Genomic DNA, 12,899 nt, shown 5'->3' on the forward strand with positions numbered 1-12,899 from the left:
CAACACCTCCGGCCCAGAGATTTCGGCGCGTCGCGCTCACGTCCGCGTGAGCAGGGCCGCCACCTCGACATGGGCCGACCACCGGAACTGATCCACGACATCGACCCATTCCAGCGCAAACCCGGCCTGTGACAGCCGCGCCACGTCGCGGGCGAAGGTAACCGGGTTGCAGGACACCATGACGACACGCGACAGATCCGAGGCGGCCAGCGTCTCGGTCTGGGCCTCGGCCCCGGCGCGCGGCGGGTCCATGACCGCGGCATCGAAGGCGTCCAGTTCGTCCGGCTCCAGGGGCCGGCGGAACAGGTCGCGCCGCGCATGGGTGACCTGGTGCAGCCCAACGGCCCGGCGCCAGCCATGATCGAGCGCCTGGACCAGCGCCTCGGACCCCTCGACCGCGTGGACATTGACCGTCGACGCGAGCGGCAGGGAGAAGGTCCCGCAGCCGGCGAAGAGGTCCACCACGCGCTTGGCGCCCCGCACGCCATCCTGCACCGCGCGTCGCAGCGCCGCCTCGCCCTCGGTCGTGGCCTGCAGGAAAGCGCCGGGCGGCGGCACCACCCGCGCCAGACCCATGGCCAGTTCGGGCGGCTGGAAGGTGGCGAGCACCTGGTCGTTCCAGGTGATGCGAGCAAAGCCCTGGGCGCGGGCTGTCTCGGTCACCCGCAGCCGCAGCGCGCCGTCCAGGGGACGGTCGGTCTCGACCAGAACATCCAGCCCGGCCAGGGTCTCGGTGACGATCAGGGTGATCTCGGACTTGCGCGAGGCCGCCAGCTGGGTCAACGCCACCAGTCCCGCGCGTGCCTCCGTAATCGTGGGGCAGACAAGCTGGCAGTCCGGCGTGTCCGTCAGAGTATGGGTGCCACGCGCATGAAAGCCGATCGTCGCCCCCTGTTTCGTGCGACGCGCCTTGAAGGCCGCCCGGCGCCGCGATTGCGCCGGCGAGGTATGCAGCGCGCGAAAGGGGAAGGGTAGGCCGCGCGCCTGCAGGGCCTTTTCTACCACCCCGACCTTCCAGTCGGCCACGAAGGCCTCGGACGCATGCTGCATCTGGCAGCCGCCGCAGGTGCGGAAATGGCGGCAGGGCGCCCTTACCCTGTCCGGCGAGGGCGTCAGCACGCGCGTGCCGCCCTCGGAGACCTCGACCTCCTCGCCGGGCATAACCCGGTCGGCCAGCGTACCATCGGCCAGTTGGCCGGTGCCGTGCAGGGTCAGGGAAGTCACTTTCACCATGGGCCGCTCCGTCGGGGTCAAGCCCTTCCGTTACAGGAACACCAGACCCGAGAAAACCGCCAGACCCACCGCCATGACCCGCATGAAGACCGTCCGGGCGAAATCGTCCTGCATCAGGGTCGAAAGCAGGCTGCCCGCGAAGGTCCAGAACAGGCAGACAAAGAGGTTCACGCCGGAAAAGGTCAGCCCCAGCGCCGTTGCCTTGACCCAGGGGCCAAGCATGTCGACATGGGCGGTCGCGGCGATGGCCACGGCCCAGACCTTGGGATTGACCCATTGGAACAGCACCGCCTCGACAAGGCGCATGGGCTTTTCGCTGTCCCCCCGGGCCAGCGGCCCTGCCCGCCACAGCCCCCGGGCCATCCAGAGAATCCAGCCCGCCGCGACGAGCGACAGAACGAGTCGCAGCGCCGGAACCGTCTGCACCAGCCAGCCCAGCCCGAGGCCCGTCGCGAAGGCCGTGATCCCAACGCCCAGCACCACCCCAACCAGATGCGGCAGAGTCGCGCGAAAGCCGAAGCGCGCACCCGAGGCCGTCAGCAGGATCACGTTCGGCCCCGGCGAGAACAACCCGAAGAAGACAAAGCCGATCAGCGCCGCCATCACAGCGACTTGAGAAGGTCGGCCCGCGACAGCGTGAACTCGGACGCGATCCAGTTGGCCTCGAGACGGCGCAGGGCCGCGCCCAGTGCCGGCCCCTCGAGGCCCGGTTGCAGGTCCGTGGCCGTGATCGGAAAGACCTGCTCTGCACCGGCTTTCAGCCGGATCAGGGTCGAGTCGTCCAGCGGTTGGCCCAGTGCGGCCTGGCGCAACAGCAGCGCCGCGGTGCCCTCTTTGGCGCCCAGGCGATAGCCAAGCTCTGCCGCCCCGCCCCCCTCCAGTGCGGCCGCGCGCAGCCTGTCGCGGCGGCGCGCGTCCGCCTTGCGCAGGCGCAGGGCCCGTGCCACTTCTTCTCCACCGAGGCTGGCCAGCCTCAGGACCGGATCGGGATCCAACCCGGCCTCTTGTTCGAGGTGCACCAGCACGGGCAGGACCGACGGCTCGGCCCCCGCCATCACCCGTATCAGCACCCCGGTCTGCGCCATGGCGGCTACGGCAGGCGCAGGGTCGGGGGCGGCCAGCAGGCGCAGCATCTCGTGGCCAATGCGCTCCTTCGACAGGCCCTCGATCCCTTCGGCATGTTCGGCACAGGCTGCCAGACCCTCGGCATCCAGCCCCGCGCCAGCGTCACCAAACCAGGCGTGAAACCGGAAGAAACGCAGGATGCGCAGGTAGTCCTCGCGGATGCGCTGGGCGGGGTCGTCGATGAACCGCACCCGGCCTGCGTCAAGGTCCGGAAGGCCGCCCAGCGGATCCTGAACCACCCCGCTGGCATCGGCATAAAGTGCGTTCATCGTGAAATCGCGGCGCTGGGCGTCCGCCTCGAGACTGTCGGCAAAGGCCACCGTGGCCCGGCGGCCATCGGTGGCGACATCGCGCCGGAAGGTCGTGATTTCGAAGGGGCGGCCATCGGCAACAACGGTGACGGTGCCATGGTCGATGCCCGTGGGCACCACCTTTAGCCCAGCGGCCTCGGCCAATTCCATGACCGCCTCTGGCCGGGCATCGGTAGACAGGTCCAGGTCCTGCACCGGCGCGCCAATCAAGGCGTTGCGGACGCAGCCCCCAACGAAATAGGCGAAATGTCCGGCATTTTCGAGCATGGCACAAACCGCCTGCGCCGCCGGGTCGGCCAACCAATCCGCCTGCAACCGGGTCATGCCACCATCCTCTCGGCGAGGCCGCGCAGGATTCGGGCGGTGGCCCCCCAGATGTAGTAGGGGCCGAAGGGCACGGTGTAATAATGCCGCCACTGCCGACGCCAGAGCCGCGCTTCGACCCTGAACCTGTCCGGATCGGTCACATGCGCCAGGGGCACGCGAAAGATCTCGGCGACCTCGCCCTCCTCGGGGCGCAGGGGCGCAGCCCCATCCACCAGCGCCAGGAAGGGCGCGACGGTATAGCCCGTCACGGTCTCGTGCGGGGGCAGCGCGCCCAGGATTTCGACCCCGCTGCGGGGCAGGCCGATCTCTTCCTCGGTCTCGCGCAGGGCAGCGGCCTCGAGGGTGGCATCCTCTGGGTCCTGCCGGCCGCCGGGCAAGGCGATCTGGCCCGGATGATGCTTGAGCCGCGCCGAACGCTTTGTCAGGATCACCTCGCCGCGGTCGGTGACGGGCACCAGAACCGCGGCCGGCCGCAACATGCGGCCCTCGTGCAACACGACATCCGGGTTCAGATCGAAATCCGACGAGGCGTCGCCCGCCCGCCGGGCGGCGCGGGTCAGGCTCTGTCTCAGGTCAATCGTCACTGTCCGACCCGAGGCCGACCGTCGCCGGGTCAAGCCTGTAATGCGCCCCGCAGAACTGGCAATCGGCGGTGACAAGGCCTTCTTCGGTGGTCATCGTGGCGATGTCCTTGGCCGAATAGATCGACAGGCTGCTGCGCACGCGATCCTCGGAACAGGAACAGCCGAACTGCACCGGCTGCGGGTCGAAGACGCGCGGGGCCTCTTCATGGAAAAGGCGCAACAAAAGCTCGGTCGGCTGCACGTGGGGGCCGATCAATTCCATGGTCTCGACCGAATCAAGCAGGATGTTGGCACGCGACCAGTTCTCTTCCTCGTCGCCCTCGAGGATGTCCTCGGGCGCCAACAGCCCGGCATCGCCCGAGCCGCCCTGGGTCGCGAAGGGGCTGGCCTTGGGCATCTTCTGAAGCATGACACCACCCGCGCGCCAGGCCTCACCCTCGCCGGGGATGGTCGACCGGCCGAAGTCCAGCGCGAAACGGGTCGGCAGTTGCTCGGACTGCGCGAAATAGGTCTCGGCGCAGCTCCGCAGCGATCCACCTGAAATCGGTGTGATCCCCTGGTAGGGAACATTGCCCTGGCCCTGATCGATCAGGATGGCGAAATAGCCCTTGCCGATCTGCGCGAAGGGCGCAGCCGTCTCGGCCAGGCGGTCGGCGTCGAAGCTGGCATAGGCGCGGATGTGCGCCGGTTCCCCCTCGGCCTTGGGCGCATAATAATCTGTGGCGATTAACCGGGCCGGGCCGTCGCCGCGCACCTGCAGGCTGAGCTTCCAGCGCAGTTTGACAGTCTGACCGATCAGCGCCGTCAGCAGCGCCATCTCGGCCACCAGCGATTCGATCATCGGCGGATAGTCGTGCTGGTCGAGGACCCGGTCGAGGACTCCGTCGAGCCGGGCCACCCGGCCGCGCACGTCCGAGCGGTCGAGCTGGAAGGGCAGAACGGTATCGTCCCAGGCGATCTTGGAGCCGAGTGTCATGGGGTTTCCTAACCTGTCGGGGATTGGCATACCGCGTCCATATAGGGGCGACAAGGCAAGGACCAAGAGTGTGATCAGACGCTACGGCGAAGCCATCCGTCCGGGCCTGCGCTACAGGCAGCGCCCCGGCGTCTATGCGATCCTGCAGCATGGGCCGCATGTCCTGCTGACCTACCAGGCCGGGCTGCACCACGAGTTCCAGCTGCCCGGCGGCGGCATCGACCCGGGCGAAAGCCCCCTGCAGGCGCTGCATCGCGAGGTCCACGAGGAAACCGGCTGGCGCATCGCGCGACCGCGCCGCATCGGCGCGCACCGCCGCTTTGCCTTCATGCCCGACTACGATCTCTGGGCCGAGAAGATCGCCCATGTCTACCTGGCCTATCCGACGCGCCCGCTGGGCCCGCCGACAGAGCCCGAGCACAGCGCCGTCTGGGTCCCCCTGCCCGAGGCGCCCGCCCTGCTGGCCAGCGCGGGCGATGCCACCTTCGTGGCCAGCTTGCTATGACCTGAAAAACCCGGTACCTCCGCGCCGACCAAGAACGGAGACCCACATGTCCGCGCCCAAGAAAGTCGTCCTCGCCTATTCCGGCGGCCTCGACACCTCGATCATCCTGAAATGGCTGCAAACCGAGTATGGGTGCGAGGTGGTGACCTTCACCGCCGACCTCGGCCAGGGCGAGGAACTGGAACCCGCCCGCGAGAAGGCGGAGATGCTGGGGATCAAGCCCGAGAACATCTACATCGAGGACATCCGCGAGGAATTCGTCCGCGACTACGTCTTTCCGATGTTCCGGGCCAATGCTCTTTACGAGGGGCAGTACCTGCTGGGAACATCCATCGCGCGGCCGCTGATTTCCAAGCGCCTGGTCGAGATCGCCGCCGAGACCGGGGCCGATGCCGTCTCGCACGGGGCGACCGGCAAGGGTAACGACCAGGTCCGGTTCGAGCTTTCGGCCTATGCGCTCAATCCCGATATTCGGGTCATCGCCCCCTGGCGCGAGTGGGATCTGACCAGCCGCACGCGGCTTCTGGACTTCGCCGAGAAGAACCAGATCCCCATCGCCAAGGACAAGCGCGGCGAGGCGCCCTTCAGCGTCGATGCGAACCTTCTGCACACCTCCTCGGAGGGCAAGGTCCTCGAAGACCCCGCCAAGGCCGCGCCGGACTACGTTTATCAGCGCACGGTGCATCCAGAAGAGGCGCCCGAGACGCCCGAGATCGTCGAGGTCGGCTTCGAGAAGGGCGACGCCGTGAGCATCAATGGCAAGGGCATGTCACCGGCTACGATCCTGACCCGGCTCAACGCGTTGGGCGGCGCGCACGGGATCGGACGGCTGGACTTTGTCGAGAACCGTTTCGTCGGCATGAAATCCCGCGGCATCTACGAGACACCCGGCGGCACGATTCTGCTCGAGGCCCACCGCGGGATCGAGCAGATCACGCTGGACAGCGGCGCGGGGCACCTCAAGGACAGCCTGATGCCGCGTTACGCCGAACTGATCTACAACGGGTTCTGGTTCTCGCCCGAACGCGAGATGCTGCAAGCGGCCATCGATCACAGCCAGCAGCATGTCACCGGCACGGTGCGGCTCAAGCTCTACAAGGGCAGTGTCACTTGCATCGGGCGCTGGTCCGATCACAGCCTCTATTCCGAGGCCCATGTGACATTCGAAGAGGATCTGGGCGCCTACGACCAGACCGACGCCGCCGGGTTCATCCAGCTCAACGCGCTGCGGCTCAAGCTTCTGGCCGCCAGGAACGCGCGAACCAACGGCTGACAGGGGGCAGACGTCGCGGCGCGTGGGCAGAGATTGGGGGACCCGGGGTGCACTGCCCCCTATACTCCCAAAGGCACCATGAGATCCCTTGTTTCATTGGTCGGAGTGGCGAGATTCGAACTCACGACCCCTGCCTCCCGAAGACAGTGCTCTACCAGGCTGAGCTACACTCCGACCGTGGCTCGCGGGTTACTCTTGCCGGTCGGGTTTTGCAAGACCGATTCTGCTGTCGGGATGCTTGCCGATAAAGCGCAGGAACGGGCCCACGCGCAGGTAGGTTCCGGTATCGGGGCGCGACCGGGTCCGCAATACTGGCGTGGTCCGGGAATGGGTGCCGCTGCTTTCGCGCAGCACGATATAGAGCCCCGAAGCGATGATCAGCGCACTGCCGATCAGGGTCGGGCGGTCGATGGTCTCGCCGAAAAACTGGTAGCCGTAGAAAGACGCCCAGATGATCTGGGAATACTGCATCGGCGCGATGATGGCCGCCTCGCCCGCCTGGTAGGCGGCGATGACCAGCCGCCCGGCGGCAAAGGCGAAGATCGCGATCAGCGCCAGAAGACCCAGATCCTCGATCGGCATGGGCTCGTAAAAGAAATAGAGGGCCACCCCCAGAAGGCCGAAATTCGCCACCATGGGATAGAGCATCATGACGACGGGGCGTTCATCCGCGCCGATCTTTCGGACGATGACCGAATTGAAGGCACCGCCCACCGCAGCCGTGAGCGCAGCAAGATGGCCCGCACCGATCTCGGTCGTCCCGGGCCGCAATACCACCATGACACCGCCCAGCCCGATGATCACCGCCATCCAGCGGCGCAGGCGCACGGTCTCGCCCAGCATCGGGATCGCCAGAACGGTGATAAGCAGAGGAGCCGCGAACAGGATCGCATAGGTCTGCGCCAGAGGCAGCACCGAGAAGGCGAAGAAGGCCCCCAGCGCGGTCAGCACGGTGGCGATGGTCCGCAGCGCCATCCACCATGGATGCACGGGCACCAGCGTGCCCGGCGAGGAATCCCGCATCAGCATCAGCGTGGCGAGCGGAAAGCTCAGCAAAACCGAGAAAAAGAGGATCTGAACGGGCGAGTAACTCGTCCCCAGCGTTTTGACGAAGACATCATGGGTGGCGAATATCCCGAAGGCCATCAAGGCGAACAGGGCGCCACGCAGGTTTGCGGACATGGGGCCGATCCTCTGGTTTCAAAGGATGTTAGCACTAACGTCGCGGCACGAAAAAGGGGCGGCCCCGAAGCGCCGCCCCATCGGCCGGCAATCGTCTCAAAGACTGGCGTTCAGTGCCGCGACGACCGCGTCGCCCATCTCGCTGGTCGTGACGGGCTGGACGCCCTCTTCGCCCAGAAGATCAGCGGTGCGCTTGCCCTCGGCCAGCACCTGTTCCACCGCCTTTTCCAGGCGGTCCGCTTCCGTCCCGAGGTCGAAACTGTAGCGCAGGGCCATGGCGAAGCTGAGGAAGCAGGCGATTGGGTTGGCCTTGCCCTGGCCGGCGATGTCGGGGGCCGAGCCATGCACAGGTTCATAAAGCGCCTTGGGCCGGCCATTCGCCATGGGTGCGCCGAGCGAGGCCGACGGCAGCATGCCGAGGCTTCCGGTCAGCATGGCGGCCGCATCCGACAGAAGATCCCCAAACAGGTTGTCGGTGACAATCACATCGAACTGCTTGGGCCAGCGGCAAAGCTGCATCGCGCCAGCGTCTGCATACATGTGCGACAGCGCGACGTCCGGGTAGTCCGCGTCATGGACCCTCTGGACGACCTCGCGCCAGAGGATGCCGGACTCCATCACGTTTGCCTTCTCCATGGAACAGACCGTGTTGCCCCGTTTCCGGGCCAGCTCGAAGGCCGAGCGCGCCACGCGCTCGATCTCGCTTTCGGTGTAGCGCTGGGTGTTGATGCCCACACGTTCATTGCCTTGCTCGAAGATTCCGCGCGGCTCGCCGAAATAGATGCCGCTGGTTAGTTCGCGCACGATCATGATGTCGAGGCCAGCCACCACGTCCTTCTTGAGACTGCTGAAATCGGCCAGCGCGTCAAAGCACTGGGCCGGACGCAGGTTGGCGAAAAGATCCATTTCCTTGCGCAGGCGCAGCAACCCGCGTTCAGGTTTCACGCTGAAATCCAGATCGTCGTACTTAGGGCCGCCCACGGCGCCCAGCAGCACCGCATCGACGTCCTGGGCGCGGGCCATGGTGTCGTCATGCAGGGGTGTGCCATGCGCGTCATAGGCGGCGCCGCCGACAAGATCCTCTTGCACGTCGAAGGCCATGGCGCGCTTGTCGCCATACCAACCGATGATCTTCTTCACCTCGGTCATGACTTCAGGGCCGATGCCGTCACCGGCAAGGATAAGCAGAGAGGGCGTGGTCATCGTGTCTGGTCCTTTGCGCTTTGCGTCCGGCATCGCCTAGCCGAGCCCCCGCAGGGCGTCAAGAAACCGGTGCCGACCGGGGGGCTAAGGTAATGCGACATCCACCCAGACAAGGCGGTGCGGGCCGGCGGCAAATCCGTCGTCGCCCAGAAGCGCCGCGCGCGGCGTGTCCGAGGCGGGCCAGAAAACGCCCGCCCCGGTAACGGTCAGGTCGCGGCTGGGCAGCACGTAGGACACCCGCAGGTTGCCGGGGCCGGCCTCGTCCCAGTCGGCGGTGTCCAGCGCTGGGTCGCCGCTGCGACCGGGGCTGGGGTTGGCCGCGCCGCCGGCGCTCGCCGGTTTCGGGTCCTGCAACAGCGGATGGTCCAGCATCCGGGCCATGGCCGCGCGGAACCCGTCGCCATCGGCCGGGTCCAGGTTGGTGTTGCCCAGCAGCACCAGCGGCGGCTCGGGCACCGGGCCGAGAGCACCCGACAGCAATCGCGCCCAGAGCCTCAGCTCGTCGCGGTTGCGCAGGCCGTTGCGGTCCTCCGGGCCATCGAAGACCGGCGGCGTGGCGGAATAGGCCAACAGGGTCAGGGCGTCACCACCGCCGATGCGCAGCGGCACCACCCAGTGCGAGGTCGAGGACAACCGCCCGGCCGCCTGCGCCCGCGCCGAGGGGAAGGGGCCGGCCTCCGTTTGCGGCAGCACCGCGCCGGGCAGGTCGGGCCAGGCCAGGTCGGAGAAGTCACGCACGTCGTCAACCACAACCGGAAAGCGGGTCAGAAGCGCCAGCCCCCCGTCGCCGCGAAACCGACCATAACCCTGAGCATCGCGCCGCTCACCTCGCCGGCCATTGCCGTCCATGTCCAGCCCCGTGGCCAGCCCGGTGTTGCCCGGCCGCGCGAAGTGATGATCGAAGGGGCGGGCGAGGCCGTCGTTGAAGGCCTCCAGCGCCGCCAGACCCAGGTCATGATCCATGTCGGTCAGCAGCAGCACATCGGGGGAAATCGCATCGACGATCCCTTGCGTGGCGCGTACCTGCGCGTCCGCGCCCGAAAGGATGTCGCGCAGCAACAGGCCCGGCCCGTCACGGCTGAGCGGGGCGGCAAAGGTGGCGATGCGAATGACCTCCTGCGCCGGGGCAGCCAAGGGCAGCAGGCACAGCGCAATCGCGGCAATCAGACGGCCGAGGGCTGCACCGCGTCGATGTCGTCGAGACAGGCGCGGCTCCGCTGCGCCGATATCAGCCGCGCCAGGCGACTGAGGGCTACGCCCCTCATGATAAGGCTTGCGGGCAGAAAGGCCCATGCGGTCATCGTCCAGATCAGCGTATGTGGATTCGCCAGGCTGACGGGGTCGAAAACGCCCGAGGCCAGCTTGACGATCGCGGGGATAAGGAAGGGCACAAGAAAGCCTAAGATCAGGTTAACGTGGCTTTCCCGCTCAAGTCGTTGCACGACGTCCCCGCCCGTCGTGGGGTCGAAGGTGGGCAGGTTGACCCAGACATTGAAGCCCGCGCCGCCCTGGCTGGGCCAGGCCCTCAGACGCAGGACCATGATGAAAGCGATCAGCCCCAGCAGCGAGATCAGGTAGCTCAGCCCAGCGGCGATGCGGACCTCCCGGACAAGAGCGGCCGGCGCGTTGTCATGCAGCATCAGAACCACCAGGCGCACAGGCGAATAGGGAAAGTCCATCATGTCGGCCAGGCGCGCCCCGAGGATCGCGAAGATATCCGTCAGGGTCGTGGGGTCGATCTTGCCCTTGGCGACCATCGCCATGGAAAAGACCATCAGGAAGAGGATGAGAAAGCGCAGCCGGTTGAAAGGCGGGGCACACCGGAACTCGACAATGCTAGGATAGGCGGAATTGTATTCGGCAAGGGTAAAAACCCCGGCGAGCAGCGCCACGAGGGCGACGGTCTGGTTGGTGTGATGCGAGGTATCCGCCACCATGAGCGACGGCAGGACGACCAGTATCACCACCAGGGCAGCGCGGGTCATCGCACCGGCGATCCGGGAAAGCCCTGCCCCGTCACCCTCGATCCGGCCGGTGCTCAGGCGGCGCTGTCCCCGTGCTGCAGGGGCTGCACACTCGCTGTGGTCAGGTTGCCTTTTCCCTGCCATAATGTAGCCCACGTCCCGAAATCCACCAAAAGACGCCATTGTTGGTGAAGCGGAAACAGGGCGGATTTGCGGCGAGACTGCTACGACAATGCAACCATTTCAGAGCGTTGAAGTGCAGCGACCCATATGTAGCGGTTGGTCCACGGCCAGCCACTACGGCCCGGTCGGAACGTGTCAATTGGCGCAGCGCGGCGGGGGCCGGACCAGGGCCCGGCCCCGCCTTGCGGTCCGTCACACCCAGGGGCGTTCAGCACTCATCTTCGCCTCAAAGGCATCGATGGCCGGGGCCTTTTCCAGGGTGAGACCGATGTCGTCGAGCCCGTTGAGCAGGCAATGCTTGCGCCAGGGATCAACCTCGAACGTGATCTCGCCCCCGTCGGGACCGCTGATCGTCTGGCTCTCTAGGTCGACGGTGAGCGTCACATTCGACCCGCGCTCGGCGTCATCCATCAGCTTGTCGACATCTGCCTGCGGCAGAACGATGGGCAGGATGCCGTTCTTGAAGCAGTTGTTGTAAAAGATATCGGCGAAACTGGTGGAGATCACGCAGCGAATGCCGAAGTCCAGCAGCGCCCAGGGCGCATGTTCGCGCGACGAGCCACAACCGAAATTGTCGCCCGCGATGAGGACCTGCGCCTCGCGATAGGCGGGCTTGTTGAGCACGAAATCCGCGATCTCGGCCCCCTGCCGGTCATAGCGCATCTCGTCGAAGAGGTTCACGCCCAGACCGGACCGCTTGATCGTCTTGAGGAACTGCTTGGGGATGATCATGTCGGTGTCGATGTTAACCAACGGCAGCGGCGCGGCGATCCCGGTGAGTTTGTCGAACTTTTCCATTTTACTTGTCCTTGTTTCTGATTAGGCTTTCGCCCTTTGTCTACGCATGAATTCTGCGAATAACGGCACGGTGAATTCCAGACGACCATGCTCGGGACTGTAAATCATGCCCTTGTGGATAATACTGGCACGTGTAGGACCGATAGATTGCGTTTTGCGGTTCATCGCATTGGCTACATCGGATATTTGATAAGGCCCCTCACCCAAATCGGCCATTGCAGAAACAAATTCGGTCTCGGCCCGTGTCAGCCTATCCATGCGCACCTTGAAGAAACCATCATCAAGTGCTTGCACAACGGGCTCACGCGTTGTCTCTACATCCTCGACGCTAATCTCAGGACCAACTGCAATATCCCACGCATGATAGCCCCATTCTTGAATGAAGAATGGATAGCCTTGCGCAGCGTCAAAAATGCGTGCGATAGCATCTTCTGTGATGGATGCGCCCTCTGTAACTATGGGTTTTTTCAAGGCCGAACGTACGGCTTCTGCATTGAGCGGCCCTATAGTGGGGTATTTAAACAGCCTCTCAGCATAGGACTTGGCGTCGCCCGCTAGTCGCGCGACTTGTGGAAGACCGGCACCGGAAAAAACTATTGGCAACGAAGACTGGGAAACACGGTGCAGTGAAACAATTAGGGCCGAAAGGTCTACCTCGTTCAAGTATTGCACTTCGTCGATCAGCAAAAGCCAAGGTTTGTTCGCTGCAGACGCCGCGTTTCCAAGGTTCTCGAATAATTCAGGTAAGTCGAAAAGAATATCGCCGCTATCAGCCAAACCCGGCTCCGGATCGGACGCACCTTCGATCCCAACTCCGATACCGGCAGCATTGATCTTGAAAACCGATGCAAAGTTCTGCAGTCCGCGAACAGCGTGATGTCTGCCGGCTTCAGTAGCTGATAATGATCGCATCACCCTGCGCATTTCAGGAACGATCAGTCGTGCAAGGCTCGCTTCTTCTGGTGCTTCAATGCGAGAAACGAGGAGACCTTCGGCTTCCGCGATTCGCTTGAATTCGTTAAGTAGAACGGTCTTTCCAGTACCGCGCAGCCCCAGCATCATCAATGGTCGCGCGTGTTTCCCACGCAAAGCGCGTTGGCAGGCAATCTTGGCAGTATCCAGAATTTCGGCGCGCCCAGCAAGTTCAGGCGGGCGTGTTCCCGCACTGGGCGCAAAGGGGTTTTGTACAGGGTCCAACGTGACCTCCCGGCTAATTTAGCTAAATGTAGCAATGT

Annotated in this window: 13 protein-coding genes and 1 tRNA gene; 2 read left to right on the plus strand and 12 right to left on the minus strand. The window is 65.1% G+C overall.

Annotated features, from left to right (window positions below; translation table 11 throughout):
* Positions 1–36 precede the first annotated feature (36 nt).
* From ACH107_RS03750 to ACH107_RS03770, 5 genes are read right to left on the minus strand one after another with little or no spacing between them, the layout of a single operon-like run.
* Positions 37–1,233: a class I SAM-dependent RNA methyltransferase gene (locus tag ACH107_RS03750; RefSeq protein WP_412504701.1), complete on the minus strand. Its 1,197-nt coding sequence runs from the start codon at positions 1,231–1,233 to the stop codon at positions 37–39.
* A 30-nt stretch (positions 1,234–1,263) separates the two neighbouring features.
* Positions 1,264–1,836, minus strand: coding sequence for a LysE family translocator (locus ACH107_RS03755; RefSeq protein ID WP_412504702.1), 573 nt, complete (start codon positions 1,834–1,836; stop codon positions 1,264–1,266).
* Entirely contained in the window at positions 1,836–2,993 is a 1,158-nt protein-coding gene (locus tag ACH107_RS03760) for a CCA tRNA nucleotidyltransferase (RefSeq protein WP_412504703.1), read from the minus strand. The genes ACH107_RS03755 and ACH107_RS03760 overlap by 1 nt, the downstream gene beginning before the upstream one ends.
* Positions 2,990–3,580 carry a CoA pyrophosphatase gene (locus ACH107_RS03765; RefSeq protein WP_310690051.1) on the minus strand — a complete coding sequence of 197 codons (591 nt, stop codon included), beginning with the start codon at positions 3,578–3,580 and terminating at the stop codon, positions 2,990–2,992. Before ACH107_RS03765 ends, ACH107_RS03760 begins: the two co-directional genes overlap by 4 nt.
* The gene (locus ACH107_RS03770) at positions 3,570–4,556 is read right to left on the minus strand and encodes an Hsp33 family molecular chaperone HslO (RefSeq protein ID WP_310690052.1); all 987 of its coding nucleotides are present in this window, start codon (positions 4,554–4,556) and stop codon (positions 3,570–3,572) included. The genes ACH107_RS03765 and ACH107_RS03770 overlap by 11 nt, the downstream gene beginning before the upstream one ends.
* Positions 4,557–4,626: 70 nt before the next feature.
* Between ACH107_RS03770 and ACH107_RS03775 the strand changes: the two genes are divergently transcribed.
* Positions 4,627–5,061 carry an NUDIX hydrolase gene (locus ACH107_RS03775; protein WP_310690053.1) on the plus strand — a complete coding sequence of 145 codons (435 nt, stop codon included), beginning with the start codon at positions 4,627–4,629 and terminating at the stop codon, positions 5,059–5,061.
* A 46-nt stretch (positions 5,062–5,107) separates the two neighbouring features.
* Entirely contained in the window at positions 5,108–6,334 is a 1,227-nt protein-coding gene (locus ACH107_RS03780) for an argininosuccinate synthase (protein WP_412504704.1), read from the plus strand.
* Positions 6,335–6,431: 97 nt separating this feature from the next.
* Here the strand turns inward: ACH107_RS03780 and ACH107_RS03785 are convergent.
* The 7 genes from ACH107_RS03785 to ACH107_RS03815 form a co-directional block, all read right to left on the minus strand.
* Positions 6,432–6,508, minus strand: a tRNA-Pro gene (locus tag ACH107_RS03785).
* A gap of 15 nt (positions 6,509–6,523) precedes the next feature.
* Complete coding sequence (locus ACH107_RS03790) at positions 6,524–7,516, minus strand: DMT family transporter (RefSeq protein ID WP_310703124.1); 993 nt, start codon at positions 7,514–7,516, stop codon at positions 6,524–6,526.
* A 96-nt stretch (positions 7,517–7,612) separates the two neighbouring features.
* Positions 7,613–8,719, minus strand: a complete 1,107-nt coding sequence (leuB, locus tag ACH107_RS03795) for a 3-isopropylmalate dehydrogenase (RefSeq protein ID WP_412504705.1) — start codon at positions 8,717–8,719, stop codon at positions 7,613–7,615.
* Between the two features lie 84 nt (positions 8,720–8,803).
* Positions 8,804–9,853 (minus strand): endonuclease/exonuclease/phosphatase family protein, encoded by a 1,050-nt coding sequence (locus tag ACH107_RS03800; RefSeq protein ID WP_412504706.1) that lies wholly within the window; start codon positions 9,851–9,853, stop codon positions 8,804–8,806.
* Between the two features lie 29 nt (positions 9,854–9,882).
* Positions 9,883–10,704: a hypothetical protein gene (locus tag ACH107_RS03805; protein WP_412504707.1), complete on the minus strand. Its 822-nt coding sequence runs from the start codon at positions 10,702–10,704 to the stop codon at positions 9,883–9,885.
* A gap of 354 nt (positions 10,705–11,058) precedes the next feature.
* Positions 11,059–11,664: a 3-isopropylmalate dehydratase small subunit gene (gene leuD / locus ACH107_RS03810; protein WP_310691172.1), complete on the minus strand. Its 606-nt coding sequence runs from the start codon at positions 11,662–11,664 to the stop codon at positions 11,059–11,061.
* 21 nt (positions 11,665–11,685) lie between these two features.
* Positions 11,686–12,861 (minus strand): AAA family ATPase, encoded by a 1,176-nt coding sequence (locus ACH107_RS03815; protein WP_412504708.1) that lies wholly within the window; start codon positions 12,859–12,861, stop codon positions 11,686–11,688.
* Positions 12,862–12,899 lie beyond the last annotated feature (38 nt).

Source organism: Roseovarius halophilus (ex Wu et al. 2025), assembly GCF_047086965.1.

Bases quoted from the DNA above. Each gene is read 5' to 3' on its own strand.
- ACH107_RS03750 (WP_412504701.1), bottom strand. From the start codon at position 1,233: ATGGTGAAAGTGACTTCCCTGACCCTGCACGGCACCGGCCAACTGGCC.
- leuB (WP_412504705.1), bottom strand. From the start codon at position 8,719: ATGACCACGCCCTCTCTGCTTATCCTTGCCGGTGACGGCATCGGCCCT.
- ACH107_RS03790 (WP_310703124.1), bottom strand. From the start codon at position 7,516: ATGTCCGCAAACCTGCGTGGCGCCCTGTTCGCCTTGATGGCCTTCGGG.
- ACH107_RS03755 (WP_412504702.1), bottom strand. From the start codon at position 1,836: ATGGCGGCGCTGATCGGCTTTGTCTTCTTCGGGTTGTTCTCGCCGGGG.
- ACH107_RS03770 (WP_310690052.1), bottom strand. From the start codon at position 4,556: ATGACACTCGGCTCCAAGATCGCCTGGGACGATACCGTTCTGCCCTTC.
- ACH107_RS03780 (WP_412504704.1), top strand. From the start codon at position 5,108: ATGTCCGCGCCCAAGAAAGTCGTCCTCGCCTATTCCGGCGGCCTCGAC.
- ACH107_RS03760 (WP_412504703.1), bottom strand. From the start codon at position 2,993: ATGACCCGGTTGCAGGCGGATTGGTTGGCCGACCCGGCGGCGCAGGCG.
- leuD (WP_310691172.1), bottom strand. From the start codon at position 11,664: ATGGAAAAGTTCGACAAACTCACCGGGATCGCCGCGCCGCTGCCGTTG.
- ACH107_RS03805 (WP_412504707.1), bottom strand. From the start codon at position 10,704: ATGACCCGCGCTGCCCTGGTGGTGATACTGGTCGTCCTGCCGTCGCTC.